The sequence below is a fragment of the Ensifer sp. Root1252 genome, from assembly GCF_001425885.1.
Taxonomy (GTDB): Bacteria; Pseudomonadota; Alphaproteobacteria; order Rhizobiales; family Rhizobiaceae; genus Ensifer; species Ensifer canadensis.
Map to the genome: position 1 here is coordinate 248130 of NZ_LMDT01000001.1, position 18771 is coordinate 266900.

Below are 18771 nucleotides of genomic sequence, written 5' to 3' on the forward strand. Positions count from 1 at the left end.
TCCGTTCAGAAGTCCCTGTGAGGTCAACCACCCTTGACCGATCCCGCCAGCAGGCCGCGCACGAGGTAGCGCTGCAGGCTGAAGAACACGATCAGGGGGACGACGATGGTGATGAAGGCGGAGGCGGTCAGGATTTCCCAATTGCCGCCGCGAGAACCCAAGAGATTGACCAGCCGGCCGGTGAGGACCAGTTCATCCTGGCCGGCGCCGAGGAAGACGATGGCGACGAGCAGGTCGTTCCAGGTCCACAGGAACTGGAAGATCGCGAAGGACGCCAGCGCCGGGAACGACAGCGGCAGGATGATCTTGACGAAGATGTCGAAGTCGCTGGCGCCGTCGACGCGTGCGGATTCCATGATCTCGCGCGGCAGGCCGGCCATGTAATTGCGCAGGAGATAGATCGCCAGCGGCAGGCCGAAACCGGTATGGGCGAGCCAGATGCCGACATAGGTCTTGGCCGGCACGCCGAAGAAGGCGCCGACGCCGTTATAGAGTTTCAGAAGCGGGATCAGCGACATCTGCAGTGGCACGACGAGCAGGCCGACGACGACCGCAATCAGGATCGCGCGCCCCGGAAACGGCATCCAGGCGAGCGCATAGGCGGCGAAGGCCGCAATCAGGATCGGGATGATCGTCGAAGGAATGGCGACCGTCAGCGAGTTGATGAAGGAAGCGCCGATGCCTTCGGCGCTCAGCACTTCGACGTAATTGTCGAAGGTGAAGCGCGGCGGAACGGCGGCGGTGAAGAAGATGCGCTGGCCGCGCGAGCCTTCCATCTTCGCGTCCGAGACGATCTCGAAGCTACCATCGGCCTGGACGGTCAGCTTCTCGCCGTCGTTGAGCTCAGCAGTTTCGCCAGGCTTGAAGGCGGTCGGCTTTTGGCTCGAAAAGCCGAAGGCGGAAACCTCACCGGCAGAGGTGCCTTCAAGCACGTCGCCCGAGATCACGAACTTGCCGTCGCGTTCGACCTGGGTATCGGCACCCGGCGCGCGGGCGACGATATTCTGGGTCGAAGTCGACAGTGCCGTCCACCAGCCGGAAACCGCGAGCTGATCCTTGTCGCGCAGCGACGAGATCAACAGGCCGGCGGTCGGCAGCGTCCAGAGGGCGACCAGGAGAAGAACAGATAGATGTACGGCCCAGGTGAGAGGGGAGCGTGTCGCCGGGTTCATCTCAGTGCCCCTTCATTTCTTTGGCCGCATTGCGGATGTTCCAGATCATGATCGGGATGACGAGGACCATGATGACGACGGCGATCGCCGCACCGCGCCCAAAGTCGCCGCCGCCGCGGAACATCCAGTCGAACATGAGATTGGCGAGCACCTGGCTCTGCCATTGCCCGTTGGTCATCGCCAGAACGATATCGAACACCTTGAGGACCAGAATAGTGATCGTCGTCCAGACGACGGCGATCGTGCCCCAGATCTGCGGCACCATGATCTTGAAGAAGATCTGCCAGCCGTTGGCGCCGTCGATCACGGCGGCCTCGACCGTCTCTTCCGGGATACCGCGCAGGGCGGCCGAGAGGATCACCATGGCGAAGCCGGTCTGGATCCAGACCAGGATGGCCATGAGGAAGAAGTTGTTCCAGAAAGGCAGCGTGATCCAGGCCTGAGGATCGCCACCGAAGGCAACGACGATCGCGTTCAGGAGGCCGATCTGCTCCGTGCCCTCGGCGCGATAATCATAGATGAACTTCCAGATGACGGCGGCGCCGACGAAGGAGATCGCCATCGGCATGAAGATCAGCGTCTTGGCGATGTTGCCCCACCAGATGCGGTCGGTCAAAGCGGCGATGACCAGCCCGAAGAAGGTCGCGAGCGCCGGCACCACCAGCAGCCAGAGGAAGTTGTTGAAGATCGACTGGCGAAACTCTCCGTCGTTCAGCATCCAGACGTAGTTACTGGCACCGACGAAGTTTTGTCCGGCGCGGTCATGCAGGCTGAACCAGACCGACATGATCACGGGGTAGATGAGGTAGATCGTCAACGCGAACAGCGCCGGGGCGAGAAACAGCCATGGCCGGATGGCATTGGTGATGCGCAGGTTGCGCGACGCCTCGACACCAGATCTCCCCTTCGATGGGAAAATCAGATCGAGAATGAAGCTGGTTCCCCAGAAGTAGGCGGCGCAGCCGAGAACCCCGGCCACCATCGTTCCTACGGCAAAGACGAGCTGTTGCATGACATGTCCCTCCCCCTGAAATGCACTTTGCGTGCAGGGCATGGCGATTGTCGCCGTTCTCGTTGGGGCCCTGCCGCGCCAAGCGTTCAACGGACCCAAGGACAGGACGGGCGGCGCAATCGCCGCCCGTCGTCCATTTTTACTTGATGGCGTCCCAGGCCTTCTGAACGCTGTCGGCAACGTCGGAAGCGGACTTGCCGCCGACGAAATCGACCATGCCGGTCCAGAAGGCGCCCGCGCCGATCTTGCCGGGCATCAGGTCGGAGCCGTCGAAGCGGAAGGTCGTCGCATTCAGCAGGATCTCGCCCTGCTTCTTCAGCGGCGGGTTGCCGTAGGCATCGACGTTGACGCTCTTGTAGGGCGTCAGGAAGCTCGTCTGCGCCATCCAGACTTCATGCGCGATCGGTGTCTTCAGGAACTCGATGAAGGCGCGTGCCGCCGGCGTGTCCTTGGTGATCATCGCCAGCGTGCCGGCACCGAGAACCGGATTGCCGAGATCCTTCTTGCTGTCATAAGGCGGCATGTAGAAGAAGTCGGCATCCTCGCCGATCACCGTGCCCTCAGGGAAGAACGACGGAATGAACGAAGCCTGGTGATGCAGGTAGCACTTCGGCGGCGACGCGAAGAGCCCCTTCGGGCTGTCGCGGAAGTCGGAGGACGCGACCGCTGCCGCGCCGCCGTCGACGAACTTGTCGTTCTTGGCAAACCAGCCGAACTCGTCGATCGCGCCGACGACTGCCGGATCGTTGAACGGGATCTCGTTCTTGACCCACTTGTCGTAGACATCGGCCGGCTGCGTGCGCAGCATCATGTCTTCCACCCAGTCGGTGGCCGGCCAACCGGTCGCGCCGCCCGAGCCGAGGCCAATGCACCAGGGCTTCTGGCCATCAGCGGCGATCTTCTCGGTAAGCGCCTTCAGCTCTTCCATGGTCTTCGGCACTTCGTAGCCGGCGTCCTCGAAGTTCTCAGGCGAATACCAGACCAGCGACTTCACGTCGATCTTGTAGGGGAAGGCATAGAGGGCGGCGTTACCGTCCTTGCCCTTGTAGGTCGAGAGATCGACCCAGGACTGGCCGGCCGCATAATTGTCGAGCAGCCACTTCTGAGTATCATCGCCGAGCGGCGTCAGGTAGCCCTTGGACGCCAAGTCGCCAATCAGGCCCGGCTGCGGCAGGATGGAAATATCGGACGGGCTGCCGGCCTGGGTGTCGATGACGATCTGCTGTTCGTAGTTTTCAGAGGACGAATATTTGAGCTCGACGCCGGTCGCCTCGACGAAATAGGCATAGACGCTCTTGAAGAGCGCTTCGTCCTCGCCGCGCCAGGGTCCGAAGATCGTCAGCGTCTGCCCCTTGAGGTCGTGACCCTTCTTGAATTCCTCGAAGCTCGCCCAGTTGAATTTGGAATCTTCGCCAGGCTTGAACTTCAGATCCGCAGCGCCGGCAGCGCCCGCAAACAGCGCCAGCGCAGCCACGCTCAACAGAAATGATCTCTTCACGGTGTTCTCCTCCCAAGATGAACCCGGATCCCGCCGGGCAGATCATCAACGCGCAAAATTCAAAGCGCTTTGAGTTTGCTAACAAACCATTCCGACACTCCAGGAGTCAAGAGCTTTCGATTCACCGGCCTTCTGCCGACAGTATTTTGCTTTGCGGCAACTTTTTGCAGCGCGAAGTCGGCTAATTCCGCTTTGTATGATGAAAAACGAGTGTTACAGAATTCGAGGGCGCTGGATCAAACCATAAAAATCATACGGATATTCAAAGCGCTTTGGGAGGGAAATTGACCATGGCGGTCAATCTCAAGCAGCTCGCGGAACTGCTCGGCCTGTCGCAGACGACAGTCAGCCGGGCGCTGAACGGCTACCCGGAAGTCAATGCGGAAACCCGCCAACGCGTGCTGCAGGCCGTGCGCGAAACGGGCTATCGGCCGAACCGGGCCGCCCAGCGCCTCGCTACCGGCAAGGCCTATTCGATCGGCATGGTCATGCCGATAGCGGCCGGCATCGATTCCGACGTGCATTTCGGCGAATTCCTCGCGGGCCTCGGCGAGGAAGCGGTCAAGCACGACTTCCATTTCGTGCTCAATCCGAGCGCGCCGGAAGACGAGGAGGCGACCTTCCAGCGCCTGGCCGCCAGCGGCAACGTCGACGCACTGTTCCTCGCCTATATGCGCGCCAACGACCCGCGCATCGCGATGCTCAAATCGCTGTCGATGCCCTTTGTCGTCCATGGGCGCTCGATCGGCGAGGCACGGGACTATCCTTTCCTCGACATCGACAACACCGGCGCCTTCTATGACGCGACACGGCTGCTGATCCAGCTCGGGCATCAGCGGATTGCGCTGATCAACGGACCCGACTACCTGACCTTTTCCATCCGCCGCCATAAGGGCATGGCCCGGGCGCTGGCCGAGCATGGGCTCAACCTCGACGAAACCCTCGTCCACCACTCGCTTATGACCGACGAACACGGATATCGCAGCATGCAGCGCTTCCTGCAGCAGCCCGACGCGCCGACCGCGGTGCTCTGTTCAAGCACCGTGCTGGCGCTTGGCGCCGTCAGGGCGATCAACCAGGCGGGACTGGCGATGGGCCGCGACATCTCGCTGATCGCGCATGACGATGTGCTGCCGATGCTGAAGCCGGAGAATTTCAGCGTGCCGCTGACGACGACGCGGTCGTCGCTCCGGGCAGCCGGCGGGCGCATCGCGACCCGACTGATTGCAGGCATCCTCAAGAGCGGCGATTATCCCGACCAGGAACTCTGGCGCGCCGAATTGATCGTCCGCGCCTCGACTGGCCCCGCTCCGCAGAAATGAAAACGCGCCGCAGAGGCGGCGCGTCAGATATCGACGGATACCAATTTGCGCTGATCAGAAGCGCGGCGGCTTGCGACCCGCCTTGCGATAGGCAGCGATGACGGTGTTTGCCATCAGCATGGCGATGGTCATCGGACCGACGCCGCCCGGTACCGGCGTGATGACGCCCGCGACCTTTTCCACTTCGGAAAATGCAACGTCACCGACGAGCTTGGATTTGCCTTCGCCCTTTTCCGGCGCGGACACGCGATTGATGCCGACATCGATGACGGTGGCGCCGGGCTTGACCCAATCCGCCTTGACCATTTCCGCACGACCGACAGCCGCCACGAGAATATCGGCATTGCGGCAGACTGCCGGCAGATCCCTGGTGCGCGAATGGGCCGTCGTTACGGTCGCATTGGCGGCAAGAAGCAGGGCCGCCATCGGTTTGCCGAAAAGGTTCGAGCGGCCGATAACCACCGCATTCAGGCCCGAAAGGTCTTCGCCATGGGTCTGGCGCACGAATACCATCGCGCCGGCGGGCGTGCAGGAAACCAGACCGCCTTCGAGATCGCCGGTCGCAAGCTTGCCGGCGTTGACGACGTGCAGGCCGTCCACGTCCTTTTCCGGCAGGATCGACTGGATGATCGGTTCGGAGTTCAGATGCTTCGGTAGCGGCAGCTGGACCAGAATGCCGTGGATGGCGGCGTCCGCATTGAGCTTGGCAACCAACGCCGCCAGATCTTCCTGGGTCGTTTCTTCAGGCAAGGTGTGCTGGACCGACTGAAAACCGCATTCCTTGGCCATCTTGCTCTTCGAAGAGACATAGGCATGGCTTGCCGGATCATTGCCGACGATCACGACCGCGAGACCGGGGCGCACGCCCGCATCAGTTTCGAGCGCCTGTGTCGCGGATTTCACGGCCTCGATAACCGAAGCGGCAACCTGCTTGCCATCAATCACAGTCGTCACGGCATTCCTCCTGGCTTCCTGTTCGCGGGACACTCTAATTCGCCTCGGGAAAGGCGATTGCCTCAAAGCGCCCTATGCTGTCCCAAACGCATAAATGCAAGGGGTCGGCATGGCCAGATGCACGTTTGCAGCGCAGGCCGCGACATTTCCTCTCATCACTGAAAGGCTGCCTGCTCGTTCTTCGCAGATGCTGAGGTTCAGCGACGCGCGACCTTCTGGCGGGAGTAGCTCTCGACGCGCGACCTGAGCGCGCGAAGATCGTCCTGCACCTTGGCGATGCCGAGATCGTCCTCGGGCTCGATAGCCAGGGGCGACGGCCTTGTCGGGGAAGCCTGGCTTGCCAGCTCGCGCGAAGCGAGATAGGCGGCAGCCAGCGACTGCGCATGGTGGGCTGCTGGCGAGAATGGCGGCGGCAGATCCGGTTCGCGCGCCTTCATTTCTTGCTCATTGCGCGCGCCAGGCCCCGGTTCCGGGTCGGTGCCCGGCTCTGGCGGATCCGGGTCGACAGTCTCCGGCGGCGCACCCCTCGGGCCGACAAACAACCCGTTCAGGCTGCGATAGATGCCGAGCAGGATACCGAGACCGAAACCGGCGAAAAAGCCCGCAAGCGTTGCGCCGATGACGATGATCTTGCGCGACGGCCCCTTGGGCTGCAACGCAGGCTCCGCCCGCGAAACGACGCGGATGTTCTTGGCCGTCAGCTTTTCTTCCTCGCGCGTTTCGCTGGCGCGCTTCAGGAAGGACTCGTAGATTTCGCGGGTCGCGGCAGCATTTCGCTCCAGTTCGCGCAGCTCGACCATCTCGCCGGACGAATTGATCTGGCGGGCCTTCTGCGCTGCGAACTGCCGGACCAGATCCCGCTCCGCACTCTCGGCACGATCGAGTTCGGTCTGGGCGGTGGCCGCAATGCGCCGCAGCTCATTGGCGATCTCGGCGCGGGAGGATTCAAGCGACTGTACGGCGGCAATGCGCTGCGGGTGACGGGGACCGAGGCTTGCATCGAGCGAGCTCAACTGCGCCCTGGTCGCCGCATATTGCTTGCGCAGCTCGGCGAGCGCCATCGAGCTGACTTCCTCCGGAAAGGCGCCGGTCAGCACGTCATCGAGCCGGACCTTGCCGGACACGTCGGCCTTCGCCTTTGCTTCGGCGATCCGGTTGCGCGCAGCAGCGACCTGATCGCTGAGGCTGAGCAGTTGTTTGTCGGCGATCAGCTCGCCGCCGGCGCCGACGATATCGTTGCGCGCCTTGTATTCCTCGATCGCCTTTTCAGCGGTATCGAGTTCGGCCTTGAGTTCGGAGATACGCTGATCGAGCGCCGCGGTGGTCTTCTGGAAGAAGCCGGACTGTGCCGCCGTCTCCTCGCCCAGAAAGGTTTCGACCAGGCGGTTGACGATCAGCGCCGATCTCTCCGGGCTTCGGCTCTGCGCTTCGACGATGACGATGAAGGTCTTGGGATCGCGCCAGACGCGGATGGCGTCGCTCAGTTTCTGCAGGGTGCGCGGCGAGACTTCGCCTTCCGCCGCGCCAGTTCCTGAAAACTCGGCATCGTTCTGCAGATCGAGATCACGTGCGACCTTCTCCATCACGGTGCGCGAGCGCAGAACCTCGAGCTGGCTGTCGACAAGCGCAAGAATGGCTTCCGTCGCCAGCGACTGCTTGGAGAGATCGGAATCCGTCAGCCGCACCTCGCGCGGGTCGATATAGAGCCTGCTCTCCGAGAGATAGATGCTGGGTGTCGACAGGGCGATCGCGACGCCGGCGACGGCGCCGAGTATCGTCGTGGCGGCAATGACGAAACGAACCTGCCAGACGGAGCGAAGCACGGCCTTGATGTCGACGAGCGGTCTGTCACCGGGTGGCAGCAATGCATCTCCACCCGAACCGTCGGAGGCGTCGTCCGCATCCCGACCGGCCAGCCACCGGGCAATCTTGCCGTCCGCACCGCCAAGGCCACGCTGCGGCCGAGTAGCCGGACCGCTCAGTGCCGACGGTATCTTGGGTTGGGGTGTCGCGCGAGCTGCATGCCGCGACGCGGCATAGCCCGGCTGTGTAGCCGCTTGATCGGCCTCGACAAAGCGGTCGAGCAACGACGAGCCGGCGGATCCTCGGCCTTTGGCGTCGGGCTTTTGCGCGCGCGCCGAGACCCGCGGGCCCCCTGCTGCGATATCGAGCAACGATGCACGCGGAACCGGGCGTTTTTCGTCGTCGACGTTGAACATGACTTATCCCGCGGCTGCCGAGATGGCGAATTCCGAATAGTGAATTCAACCTAAGGAAACAGGGAAAACAAATGGTTAATTTTGGAGAAAGAACCAACCCCAGAAACGGGCGATCTCACGCCTTATTAAGCTTTCCCGCCTATGACGGGAGAGACTCCTGGAAGTTCGATCGTGCACCACCGCATCAAAGCGCTTTATCTTCGCCACAGGGCGCTTGTTCACGCCTATCTCTCGATGACGGGGGGTTCGGCGGGGCGGCTCGTGTTGTCGCTTGCGTATTTTATCGCTGTTGCCAACACGCTTTCCATCGCCGATTTCGGTCTCTTTGCCACGGCGTCCGCCGCCGGCATCATGATCTCGCGCGCACTTGCCTTCGGCTTCATGTCGCCGCTCTACCGCGTGGCGACGGTGAAACCGCTGCTGGTGGGTACCTATAGCGCCGGGTTTCTCGTCGGCGCGCTGCTTTCCCTGCCGGTGATCGCACTGATCTGCGTCGGCACCTTCATCGCGCTTTTTTCACGCGACATGTCGGCCGGCACCTTTGCGGCCTTCATGGCGGCCGAGATCATCTGTTGGCGCGGGCTCGAAACGGCGGTCATCGTTCTCAACGGCCTCGGCCGCTTCGGCCGCGGCGCTCTGCTCGTGGTCATCGCCACGGCAATCCGCACGGCGGCGGCGCTGCTGTTTGCGCTGCTTCAGGTCAACACGCTTGGCGCCTGGTCGCAGTTCTATCTCGCCGCCAACGCCATCAGCCTCGTCATCGCTCTCGTACTGTTTTACCCAAGGGTGCGTCTTCGCTGGCAGCCCCGGCTCTACTTCCGCCGCTGGGGCGATTCGGTCTCGGTCGCAGGCGCCGAAATCCTCTTCTACATTCAGTCGGAGTTTGACAAGATCGCCGTGCTGGCGATCGGCGGCCCGGCCGTATCCGGCATCTATGCGATCCTGATGCGGCTTGCCGATCTGACCGCCCTGCCGGTGCGCTCGTTCAACACGCTGCTCGTCCAGCGGATCATGCGCACACCCGATGCGATCGCCCGCTGGCCCGTTCGCCTATCGATCGAGTTTGCCGTGGCTGCCGCCTCGTTTGTCGCCATCGCTGCAATGGCCGTTTATCTTTACGTTTTCCCGAACGGTCTGGGCCATAACGTTTCGGCTGCAGCACCGATCGTGGCGATGATCCTGCTGGTACCATCGTTCCGCAATCTGATCGAGTATCATTCGGAACTGCTCTATGCGACCGGCCGCACCGTGCGGCGCATGGCCAACCTGCTGGTCGCGGGCGTGGTGAAAGTGGGGTTGCTTGCGATGCTGCTGACGACGACCACGGATGTTGCCGAGTGGGCGCCATCGCTCAACCTGATCTTCCTGGTTTTGTATTTGCTATCCTTCGGCCTGACCTATACCGCGCTGAGCAAGCCGGCCAACCGGGTCATCTGACGCGAGTTCGACCACAGCCTTGCGGATATCGTCGAGATCGTGGCCGACGAACGACTGGACGCCGATGCCGATCTGGTGCGGGGCCATATCCCTTAGGAAATCCCTGAGGCCGGCAATGCCCTGCCGATAACTGTCGTCGAACCAGAGCACGTGGCAAAGTGCATCGGATGAGGGCTTGTGCCCCTGCCCGCCCATAACCTCGTCGACGAAGCGGCCATAGATCGTGCATTCGGAAAAGGCGCGTGTTTTTGTCACCGCTCGAACCCAGTTGCGGCCATGCAGCGCTTCGACATGGTCGACGAGCTTGCGGCATGTGTCGTTGCGCCAGGCGATCAACGTATTGATGTAATCGTTGGCCGGCAGCGCATAGGGGCCGATACCGAGAAGCCGATCGGAATGCGCAAGCCATGCCAGATGATTGGAGCGCATATTTGCGTCAATCGCCGCATCCTTGCGGTAAAGCGTCAGTCGGCCGTCCCGCCAGAGTGTGGCGGGGTCGAAGTCGCGAAGGAAGACGACATCGGAATCGACCGCGAACATCGCCGCCTCATCGATATGGCGGGCAAGCGCCAGACGTCGAAGCTGCTGAACGTGCCAGCCGCGCAGTGGTAGGCCAAAGGGGCTCAGCCAGATCTTGCGGCGCCCGCCCGAGAGCGGGTCGGTGACGGGACGCAGCCACCAGGGCAGAAGATCGCGCTCGTCGATGACCTGCCGCCGCGATCCTTCGAGTTGCCGGAAAAGCGTGACGTCGAAATCGGCGACGAGCAGATAGTGCACCCAATCGCCCTGCAGCCGCCGATCCATGCTTTCGCACATCAGGCGGCAGCGCTCGAAATCATTGGCGTAGGACGCAGTGACAACAGCGGTTCGCCTGGAGGGCTCGGTCAGCATTTTCGCGCTCCGAGGCTGGAGTTGCCGACGCTTTTTCGAGCGCGGCCCGTCAGCTTGTGCAGGAATACACGCAGCAGGAACAGCGGGTTGCCGAGGACATAGCGGCGCCACATGCGCTTCGGCTCAAGAGCCAGCCGGTAGAACCATTCGAGCCGCAGCTTGCGCAGAAGCTTCGGCGCACGCGGGAACTCCTGAGCGACGAAATCGAACAATGCGCCGACGGTGATCACCAGCCGTGCATCCTGCGGGCCGACATAGGTATCGACCCATTTCTCCTGCATCGGGCTGCCCATTGCCACGAGAAGAATATCGGCTCTCAGAGCCCGCACGTCGGCGAGCAGTTCGCGCGACCGGCTGCGATCGAAGAAACCGTCCGAAACAGGCAGGAATTCGTGCCAAGGCGCGTGTTTGCGAAAGTTCTCGGCCGCGCGCGCCAATACGTCCGGCCGCGCGCCGATCATCGCGATCCGCATCGGCCGATCGAGGTAGGTCAGCAAGGCCGGAACGAAATCGGTGCCGTTGAGATTGGCCGGGAACATGCCTCCATGGAACAAATAGGAAGCGATATCGACGCCGTGGCCATCGGGAAATACGATCTGGCGGCGCAGCACATCCCGATATTCGGTGTCCTTCAACATCAGGTTGGCGTTGTTCGCATTGAGAAAGGCAAGACTCACCTGTCCACTGCTGCGAGAAACCGCGTCGTTGGCAAAGGCGAAAGCGCTCGCCCAGCCGAGATCGGCGACCGGCATGCCCAGGATCATGCGCTGCGATACCGCAACGTTCGAGGCGGCGACAGATATGGTCACGACCGGCCTCCGTCGTGGACCTTCAATCGTGGTCGAACCTGGGCGCTTGCGTCATTTGCGGCAAGGCCGGGCAACACATCCAGCATGACCTGCATCATCCTGGCCTTTTGAGTCCGGTGGAACGCTGCGCCGTCCAGGCGCTGCGAAAGGCCGGCGCGCGCGTGGGCGACCTTTTCCACCAGCAGGCGGGCAAACTCCCGGGGATCGTCGGTCGGCGTGCAATTTTCCGGGATCGTCTCGATGCCACGCAACGAAGCCTGCGTGGCAACCGACGGCATGCCGAGCTCGAACGTCTCGATACTTTTCAGCTGTACCCCCGTGCCGCCACGGCTGATCAGCGGCACGACGGCACTGGCCGCAACGAAGGCGCGGGCGTCCGGCACGCGACCAACGAAACGAATGCCCGGATGCGAAACGACAGGCGCTCCATCCAGTTGCCCGGCGATCGCGATCGACATGTCCTGGGGAAGATGGGGCACGACCTGATCCAGGAACCAGTCCAGGCCGAGCCGGTTCGGCCGCCAGCTCCAGGTGCCGATCAAGCCGAGGTCGTGCTGGCGCTGCACATCAGGCACAATCGGCGCGTCCCAGCCGGTAACCAGCGGCAGCACGAATGCCCGGTCGTAAACAGCACGACCGAAACCGAGACGATCCGCCTCGGCGAAGGTCCACAATCCGACGGCATTCTGCGCCAGTTGCTGTTCGTAGCGTTCGAGATACAACGCCTCGCGCCGAAAGAGGAAGCGCTCCAAAAGGCCCTTGGCACGCTCGGCATTTTCCAGGGCGGAATCGGCCTCGACATTGTGAGCGACATAGATCGACGGATAGGACCTGAAAACTTGAGCGAACGCCGCGGGCAGTTGCACGGAATTGAGGACCAGACCGTCGAAGGGTGCAAGCCCGTCGAGGATCGACTGGATCCGGCCCGCCGATACGCCAAGCATCTTGGCTGACGACACCGAGGTGCGATTGAGAAAAGCGGTCGCAAGCCAGCTCAGCTTTTGCAGGCGGCCAGCCTTGGCATTGGTCACTTCCAGTTCGCCAAGCAGGTGCATCTCGCAGTCGGGCGCCGGGCGCCGCCCGGGCTGCAGAAATCCGATGACACTGACCCGATGGCCAAGCGCGAGCAGACCGTCAAGCACCGCACGATTGGCGATATCGAAACCGGAGGCGGGATTGTCTACGGGAACGAGTGAGGAAACCAGGACCAGATGCATTTTGCCACACGTCATGGATGGAGCATTGCGCCTTTCTTTAGCAGCGCGGGGTGAAGGACCGCTTAAAGCATTCATTCAAAAGTCGTTTTGCCGGTTCAGCATCTGTTTAGGAAGATTTGCTTTAGTGCTTGCCAGCAATCCGCTTGCACAGGTTTCACGATGACGTCTATCGGCCAGGATATTTCCGTCTATTTCCGGACCGAGTTGGAAGACGCCGGTGACATCGAACTCGTCGTGGTGCTACCGACCTTTCGGCGCCCGGAACATGTCATCAAGACGCTGAAAACCATTGTTTCCCAACGGCCTGACGTTGCCTTTGCCACGGTCGTCATCGAGAACGACGATGAAGGTCTGGCAGGTGCTGCGGCGGCGAAGGACTTCTTCCTCGGGCACCCGTCCGACTCCATCGTCATCATCGCCCACCAGCGTGGAAACTGCTACGCCTACAACGCCGGCTGGGCGATGGCGCTCGAAACCTATCCCAACCTGCGCGCCATTGCCATCATCGACGACGACGAGATCGCCTCACCCGAATGGCTCGATTGCCTCGTCACGGCACAGCAAGCGACCCAGGCGGACATGGTCGGCGGTCCACAGCTGCCGGTTTTCGAGGATATGAGCGGGCAGAAGTGGAAGCGGCACCCGGTGTTTACGCCCCATTATGAGACGACAGGACCTGTGCCTATCCTGTTTTCTTCGGGTAACGTGCTGGTGACGCGCCGGGTTCTCGACGCCATGCCGCGCCCGTTTCTGGACCCGGCTTTCAACTTCATCGGTGGCGGCGACGCCGACTTCTACAGCCGCAGCAAGGAGAAGGGGTTTTCGTTCGCCTGGACCAAGGAGGCCTGGGTGGCGGAAACGGTGCCGGCACGGCGCACCAACGCATCATGGATCCGTGCGCGAAGCCTCAGAAACGGGGCAATTTCGACGATGCTCGAGCACCGCCGGGATCCGAGCTTTGGCGGACGGGTGAAGACCTTCGGCAAATCGCTTGCGCTGCTTGGCGCCGCTATCCCGCGCGGCATCAAACTATGGAGAAAAACCGGTCTTGCCGCCGCCGGTCTCTACCACTTCTATGTGGCTGTCGGGCGGCTGATGGCGGAGTTCGGCCTGGTCAACGAACAATACCGCAACCCCGAAAAGAACTGAGCGCCGCTGAGTGGCGATCAGTGGGTGCTGGCGTTGATGCTGCCTTCCGGCAACTTGTCGTTGGCGACGTTGCCGTTCTTGTCGACGATGGCGACCGGCTTCTGACGCGGGACGTTCTGGCCGTTGGCCACGCGCTTGACGTCGTCCTTGGTCAGATATTCGAGCTGTTCGACGAGGACCTCGGTGATCACCTCGCCGCCAAGCTTCTTGTTGAGCCCATCCTTGACCGTCGACTTGAAGGTCGGCAGGTCGAACGTGCCTGTGTCGCCGACATCGATGAACCTCGAACCGACCAGCATGTCGTAGAGTTCGTCGGTGACCATCTGGCGAAGTGGCGCGCGCAGATTGTTGATGCCTTCCTTCGTCGCCGAGAAGGAAAGCTTGGTCAGGAAATAGCCCTGTACGGCGCCGTCCTTGATGACGGGAACCGTGATCATTTCTCCCGGAACATATTGCTCCGATGCACGCCGCGTTGCTTCCGCATCCGAGACGACGGGCGCCGAGGCGCTCTGCATCGAATAATAGACGGATCCGAGCGTGACGGCGCAGACCCAAACCCCGGTGAGAACGAGCTTGAGCATTCAGAAATCGCTATAGCGGAACTGCGCTTCGGAATAGATGCCGTCGGCATCTGCATCCTGGGCGGCGGTCTTCAGCAGATCGACGACGGATCGCACTGCGTCGAGGTGGGCTTCGACCTTTTGCGAGTTGATCTCGAGCTTGTCGCGCAGGTGACGGGTCTGCGACGCGAAGGCCGGCGAAAACTCGCCCGGCAGCGTATCGCGGTGCAGCATCGTCAGTTCGTAGAGGCAACGGCTCTTGTGCGCGTTCGACGTCTTGATATCGAACTCCGGATCGACGCCGATACGGCTGTTCTCATTGTCGATGATCATTTCCAGCCGGCCGAGCACGTTCTGGATCCGGACGTCGTTGGATGCCACAGCTTCCATAAATGAACTCCCAATTAAGCTTGTTTGTTTTTATCGTCTTCAGTCGTGTAGCCAGTGAGCGTCTTGCGCTCGTATTCCTGCACGAGGCTTGCGGCCAGGTTTCGGCTGTTGCCATCGAGCGAGGCATTGACACGTTCGCGCGCATCGCCGGCAGCCAACTGGTCGGCAATGCCGATGCCGCCGCTCTTGGAAATGACATCGCCGATCTGCTCGGCCATCATGCTTTTCCAGATGTCGCCGGACGTGCCCTTTCCGAAAACATTCTCGCTGTCGTTCGGAAGCATGGATTTCACGAAATTCTGCAGGATCATCGCTTCGAACTTGCGATAGGTCTCGGGAACCTTCTTCTGCTCGACCCGGTTGTTGATATCGCCGAGGCCGCTCGATCCCTCCGAAGAGTTGAGGACGTTGACGGCGGCGGCGAAACCGTTGCCGTTTTCGGCGAGGCTCGTCGCCTGGAAGGCGGCGCGATTGGCCTTCAGCCGGGCCTGCGCTTCCTGCACCTCGGCCGGATCGGCCGCGCGCACGACGTCCATCACCAGATCGCTGGGCGGAGAGATAGCCATGACAAATCCTCTCGACAACGGCATCGCAGCGACCCCGACCGGGCCGACGCAATCGCGCGTTCAACATCTCGACCGAACGTCCCACCACACGGGGGTGGAGCGTTCCGGATGTCGCACTATCGCCCGTCAACCTTACCGGAAGCTGGCGCTTGGCGGGCAACGTGTTGATCGATCAGGTCATAGATCGAATTGTCGGCCTCTTCCCGGTCTTCCGATTGCCGGGCATCCTTCATGTTTTCCTCGAGCCGGTCGGCCTTGGCCCGCTCCTTCAGCATGCGCGCTTCGTGCGTCTGCTGGATGCCGAACAGCATCTGGTCCTTCTGCACGAGGCGCCCGACCTGCGAGGAATAGTGGCCGGAAAACATGCGATGCATCGGATGGGCCGAGCCCATGGCATCGACGACGACATCAATCGTCTCGGCCAGGGCCTCGCGCTGCCGCACCATCTCGACAAAGTCAGCCTCGGCCATCTGCTCGAGATGCCGTTGGACTGCGACCAGGCGCTTGAGCTTCTGCGACCGCGTCTTCATGTGGCTATCCCCCTTGCATGACCGGCGCAAAGCCGTCGCCGAACAGGCGCAGCATGGCGGCGATACCGAGATAGAGCAGGAACATGCCGCCCATGATCAGATAGGGCTGCGAGATGAAGTAGATCGGGATCTGCGGCGCCAGCTTGTTGACCATGCCGATGGCGACGTTGAACAAAAGGCCATAGATCAGGAAGGGGCTCGCGAGCCTCAGCATGATCATGAAGGTCTGCTCGAGCGAATCCGTCAGGGTGATGAGCACGCCCTGCGGATCGAAGACGCTGCCGACCGGCATGACCCGATAGGACTGGGCGATCGCCTCGAACATCACGTGGTGGAAATCGAGCATGAACAGGATCATCAAGCCGGCAAAACTGATCATGCTGGTGAGCTGGTTTTCCGCCGTGTCTTCGATCACGTCCGACGACGGCGGCGGGCTGAAGCCCATCAGCATCGTTATCGTCGTGCCAGCGAACTGAAGGCCGAGCACATAGTAGCGGGCAACCAGGCCGATGACCGCGCCGACGGCGGTTTCGGCAGCGATCAGGTAGATATAGGTGTGTCCCTTGCCGGTCACCTGCGGATAGATATCGGTCCACATGACGGGTAGGATCGCCATGGAGATGGCGACCGCGATGAACAGCCGGATCTGCATGGGAATGCGCGCGGTCGAGAACCCCGGCATGATCATGATACACGCCCCGATCCGGCAGAATGCCGCAAACAGTGCGAGCACCGTGCCCTCGGGGTCGGTTATCATGAAATAGAGCCGATGATCTTGATCTCGAGGCCCTTGGCAAGCTCGACATGCGAGAGCACGGGCAAAGTGGCAAAAAGACGCTCGATGATCATGCGGACATAAGAACGGGATTCGGGCGAACTTACCAGTACGAAGGGCATGCCGCGATCGAGATGTTCACGGATAACTTTCGTCGCCTGCTCGCTGAACTCTTCGAGATGGCGCGGATCGATGTCGAACTCGACGACTTCACCCTTTGCGTCGCGCTTCAGCGCCTGGTGGAACACCATATCCCATTTGTTGCCGAGGCGCAGGACGCGCAGGACGCCGTTGTCGGCAAGGTCGCCGCACAGCTGCTGCGACATGCGCACACGCACGTGCTCGACGATCTGCTCCGTCTTGCGGACATGCGGCGCGAGTTCGGCCACCGCTTCGAGGATCAGGTGCAGGTTGCGGATCGATACCCGCTCCGCCAAGAGCAGCTTCAAGACTGCCTGCAGGCCGGAATAGGACATGTGCGAAGTGCAGATTTCGTCGGCCAGCTTGCGGTATTCCGGGTCCAGCCGATCGATCAGTACCTTCACATCCTTGTAGGACAAGAGATGCGGCAGGTTGTTGCGGATCACTTCGGACAGATGCGTCAGCACCACCGAGACGTTGTCGATCGGGTGGAAGCCTTCGCGCTTCAGGTCTTCGGTGAATGTCTCGAGGATCGAGACCGCCGGCATGCCGAAGGCGGGCTCACGGATCTCGTCTCCCGGCACGCTCGGACGGCGGCCGCCGCCTGTGACCACCAGAACTTCACCGACACGCACCGTGTTGGAGGCGATCGTCGTGCCGTGGATGCGCACGTGATAGGCCTTGTCCGGGATGCTGATGTCGTCGGAAACCTTGATCTCCGGAATGACGAGACCGTATTGACCGGCGAACTTGCGGCGCATCTTGCCGACGCGGAAGGCCAGTTCCTGGTGCGCGCCGAGCAGTCGGGTCGACACCTGCTTGCCGAGCAGCAATTCGATCTCCGCCGTCTTCAGCACCGATTTGACCGAGTCCGCCTCACCGTCCTTAGCCTGCTGGGCCGTCGCGGCTTCCTCCATCCGGCGCGCCGCATTTTCCGCCTCGATCTGCCGCGGAATGACCCAGCTCAGGAACGCCATGCCGCCGCCAAGGAACGCAAACGGCAGAAACGGCAGTCCCGGAACCAGCGCAAGCAGGATGATCAGACCGGAGGCAACCATCAAAGCGCGGGGATAACCACCGAGCTGCCCGACAACGGCCTGGTCGGTCGAGCCGGCGGTTCCGCCACGCGACACGAGGAGGCCGGCGGCGAGCGAGACGATCAGCGCGGGGATCTGTGAGACCAGACCGTCACCGACGGAAAGCTTGACGAAGACGTCGGCCGCTTCGCCGATCGGCATGTCATGGCGCAGATAGCCGATGATGATGCCGCCAAAAATATTGATCGCGGTGATGATCAGGCCGGCGATCGCATCGCCGCGCACGAACTTCGACGCGCCGTCCATTGCGCCGAAGAACGAGCTTTCCTGCTCCAGTTCGCGACGACGATGCTGCGCTTCCTTTTCGTCGATCAGACCGGCCGAAAGGTCGGCGTCGATCGCCATCTGCTTGCCGGGAATGGCATCGAGGGTGAAGCGCGCGCCGACTTCGGCGATACGCGTCGCACCCTTGGTGATGACGATGAAGTTCACCGTGATCAGGATCAGGAAGACGATCAGACCGATGACGAAATCGCCGGACATGACGAGGCTGGCGAAACCGGAAATGACGCCGCCGGCGGCGCCGTGGCCTTCGTGACCGTGGGAAAGGATGACGCGCGTCGTTGCGATATTCAACGCCAGGCGAACCATGGTCGAAATCAAAAGGATCGTCGGAAAGGACGAGAATTCGAGCGGCCGCTGGATCCACAGCGCCACCATCAGGATCAGGACCGAGAAGGCGATCGAGAAAGCCAGCCCCATGTCGATCAGGAACGGCGGGATCGGCAGGAAGAGAATTGCCAGGATCATGACGATCCCGAGCGCAAAGCCGATGTCCCGGCCCTTTGGTGCTACTTTCGGGATGATCAACGCCGCTTGCTGTGCCATGTCTCTTCCGTCTCTTCATGAGAGGTCGGGCAGCATTCACACGCGCTGCCCCAATCTTAAGACTGGAGATAGAGGCCCAAGCTTGCGCGAAGGTGGTAGCGCGACAGCGCCGCGCGTCAAATATGACGCGCAAAGGACGCTGTATCGCTTTAAACTTGCTGCATAATTTCATTCTTAAATCGGATCCGATTTAAGAATGAAATT

The 18771-nt window shown here is 61.6% G+C and carries 17 protein-coding genes; 3 read left to right on the plus strand and 14 right to left on the minus strand.

Annotation, left to right across the window (positions count from 1 at the left end; all coding sequences use genetic code 11):
- Positions 1–23: 23 nt before the first annotated feature.
- The 3 genes from ASD02_RS01200 to ASD02_RS01210 form a co-directional block, all read right to left on the minus strand.
- Entirely contained in the window at positions 24–1172 is a 1149-nt protein-coding gene (locus ASD02_RS01200) for a carbohydrate ABC transporter permease (RefSeq protein ID WP_057211547.1), read from the minus strand.
- Position 1173: 1 nt separating this feature from the next.
- Positions 1174–2184, minus strand: a complete 1011-nt coding sequence (locus ASD02_RS01205) for a sugar ABC transporter permease (RefSeq protein WP_025425961.1) — start codon at positions 2182–2184, stop codon at positions 1174–1176.
- A 139-nt stretch (positions 2185–2323) separates the two neighbouring features.
- Positions 2324–3682, minus strand: coding sequence for an ABC transporter substrate-binding protein (locus ASD02_RS01210; RefSeq protein WP_025425960.1), 1359 nt, complete (start codon positions 3680–3682; stop codon positions 2324–2326).
- 290 nt (positions 3683–3972) lie between these two features.
- Here ASD02_RS01210 and ASD02_RS01215 point away from each other — a divergent pair, with 290 nt between their 5' ends.
- The gene (locus ASD02_RS01215; RefSeq protein WP_025425959.1) at positions 3973–5004 is read left to right on the plus strand and encodes a substrate-binding domain-containing protein; all 1032 of its coding nucleotides are present in this window, start codon (positions 3973–3975) and stop codon (positions 5002–5004) included.
- 54 nt (positions 5005–5058) lie between these two features.
- Here the strand turns inward: ASD02_RS01215 and folD are convergent, their stop codons facing one another.
- Positions 5059–5958, minus strand: coding sequence for a bifunctional methylenetetrahydrofolate dehydrogenase/methenyltetrahydrofolate cyclohydrolase FolD (folD, locus tag ASD02_RS01220; RefSeq protein ID WP_025425958.1), 900 nt, complete (start codon positions 5956–5958; stop codon positions 5059–5061).
- A gap of 197 nt (positions 5959–6155) precedes the next feature.
- Complete coding sequence (locus tag ASD02_RS01225; RefSeq protein WP_025425957.1) at positions 6156–8177, minus strand: GumC family protein; 2022 nt, start codon at positions 8175–8177, stop codon at positions 6156–6158.
- A gap of 171 nt (positions 8178–8348) precedes the next feature.
- Here ASD02_RS01225 and ASD02_RS01230 point away from each other — a divergent pair, with 171 nt between their 5' ends.
- Positions 8349–9614, plus strand: a complete 1266-nt coding sequence (locus ASD02_RS01230; RefSeq protein ID WP_038575893.1) for a transporter — start codon at positions 8349–8351, stop codon at positions 9612–9614.
- Here the strand turns inward: ASD02_RS01230 and ASD02_RS01235 are convergent.
- Genes ASD02_RS01235 through ASD02_RS01245 form a run of 3 tightly spaced genes read right to left on the minus strand, consistent with a single transcriptional unit; the run spans position 9558 to position 12531 of the window.
- Complete coding sequence (locus tag ASD02_RS01235) at positions 9558–10505, minus strand: DUF6492 family protein (RefSeq protein ID WP_025425955.1); 948 nt, start codon at positions 10503–10505, stop codon at positions 9558–9560. The two genes, ASD02_RS01230 and ASD02_RS01235, sit on opposite strands and share 57 nt — an antisense overlap.
- Entirely contained in the window at positions 10499–11314 is an 816-nt protein-coding gene (locus ASD02_RS01240; RefSeq protein ID WP_239637564.1) for a WecB/TagA/CpsF family glycosyltransferase, read from the minus strand. Before ASD02_RS01240 ends, ASD02_RS01235 begins: the two co-directional genes overlap by 7 nt.
- The gene (locus tag ASD02_RS01245) at positions 11311–12531 is read right to left on the minus strand and encodes a glycosyltransferase family 4 protein (protein WP_025425953.1); all 1221 of its coding nucleotides are present in this window, start codon (positions 12529–12531) and stop codon (positions 11311–11313) included. Before ASD02_RS01245 ends, ASD02_RS01240 begins: the two co-directional genes overlap by 4 nt.
- A gap of 159 nt (positions 12532–12690) precedes the next feature.
- Here ASD02_RS01245 and ASD02_RS01250 point away from each other — a divergent pair, with 159 nt between their 5' ends.
- Positions 12691–13680, plus strand: coding sequence for a glycosyltransferase (locus ASD02_RS01250; protein ID WP_025425952.1), 990 nt, complete (start codon positions 12691–12693; stop codon positions 13678–13680).
- 17 nt (positions 13681–13697) lie between these two features.
- On the opposite strand, the gene ASD02_RS01255 is transcribed toward ASD02_RS01250, so the two are convergent.
- The 6 genes from ASD02_RS01255 to flhA form a co-directional block, all read right to left on the minus strand.
- The gene (locus ASD02_RS01255; protein ID WP_025425951.1) at positions 13698–14261 is read right to left on the minus strand and encodes a hypothetical protein; all 564 of its coding nucleotides are present in this window, start codon (positions 14259–14261) and stop codon (positions 13698–13700) included.
- Positions 14262–14630 (minus strand): hypothetical protein, encoded by a 369-nt coding sequence (locus tag ASD02_RS01260; protein ID WP_025425950.1) that lies wholly within the window; start codon positions 14628–14630, stop codon positions 14262–14264. It lies immediately after the preceding gene.
- Between the two features lie 14 nt (positions 14631–14644).
- A complete protein-coding gene (locus ASD02_RS01265) occupies positions 14645–15196 on the minus strand; it encodes a rod-binding protein (RefSeq protein ID WP_025425949.1) in 552 nt (183 codons plus the stop codon).
- Between the two features lie 116 nt (positions 15197–15312).
- Positions 15313–15726: a hypothetical protein gene (locus ASD02_RS01270; protein ID WP_025425948.1), complete on the minus strand. Its 414-nt coding sequence runs from the start codon at positions 15724–15726 to the stop codon at positions 15313–15315.
- 4 nt (positions 15727–15730) lie between these two features.
- Entirely contained in the window at positions 15731–16483 is a 753-nt protein-coding gene (gene fliR, locus ASD02_RS01275; protein ID WP_025425947.1) for a flagellar biosynthetic protein FliR, read from the minus strand.
- Positions 16480–18567: a flagellar biosynthesis protein FlhA gene (flhA, locus tag ASD02_RS01280; protein ID WP_025425946.1), complete on the minus strand. Its 2088-nt coding sequence runs from the start codon at positions 18565–18567 to the stop codon at positions 16480–16482. The genes fliR and flhA overlap by 4 nt, the downstream gene beginning before the upstream one ends.
- Between the last annotated feature and the right edge of the window lie 204 nt (positions 18568–18771).

What these genes read in the sequence shown, in the direction of transcription:
- ASD02_RS01215 (WP_025425959.1), top strand. Translation starts at nt 3,973, where the DNA reads ATGGCGGTCAATCTCAAGCAGCTCGCGGAACTGCTCGGCCTGTCGCAG.
- fliR (WP_025425947.1), bottom strand. Translation starts at nt 16,483, where the DNA reads ATGATAACCGACCCCGAGGGCACGGTGCTCGCACTGTTTGCGGCATTC.
- ASD02_RS01200 (WP_057211547.1), bottom strand. Translation starts at nt 1,172, where the DNA reads ATGAACCCGGCGACACGCTCCCCTCTCACCTGGGCCGTACATCTATCT.
- flhA (WP_025425946.1), bottom strand. Translation starts at nt 18,567, where the DNA reads ATGGCACAGCAAGCGGCGTTGATCATCCCGAAAGTAGCACCAAAGGGC.
- ASD02_RS01250 (WP_025425952.1), top strand. Translation starts at nt 12,691, where the DNA reads ATGACGTCTATCGGCCAGGATATTTCCGTCTATTTCCGGACCGAGTTG.
- ASD02_RS01235 (WP_025425955.1), bottom strand. Translation starts at nt 10,505, where the DNA reads ATGCTGACCGAGCCCTCCAGGCGAACCGCTGTTGTCACTGCGTCCTAC.
- ASD02_RS01225 (WP_025425957.1), bottom strand. Translation starts at nt 8,177, where the DNA reads ATGTTCAACGTCGACGACGAAAAACGCCCGGTTCCGCGTGCATCGTTG.
- ASD02_RS01205 (WP_025425961.1), bottom strand. Translation starts at nt 2,184, where the DNA reads ATGCAACAGCTCGTCTTTGCCGTAGGAACGATGGTGGCCGGGGTTCTC.
- ASD02_RS01260 (WP_025425950.1), bottom strand. Translation starts at nt 14,630, where the DNA reads ATGGAAGCTGTGGCATCCAACGACGTCCGGATCCAGAACGTGCTCGGC.
- ASD02_RS01270 (WP_025425948.1), bottom strand. Translation starts at nt 15,726, where the DNA reads ATGAAGACGCGGTCGCAGAAGCTCAAGCGCCTGGTCGCAGTCCAACGG.
- ASD02_RS01255 (WP_025425951.1), bottom strand. Translation starts at nt 14,261, where the DNA reads ATGCTCAAGCTCGTTCTCACCGGGGTTTGGGTCTGCGCCGTCACGCTC.
- ASD02_RS01265 (WP_025425949.1), bottom strand. Translation starts at nt 15,196, where the DNA reads ATGGCTATCTCTCCGCCCAGCGATCTGGTGATGGACGTCGTGCGCGCG.
- ASD02_RS01245 (WP_025425953.1), bottom strand. Translation starts at nt 12,531, where the DNA reads ATGCATCTGGTCCTGGTTTCCTCACTCGTTCCCGTAGACAATCCCGCC.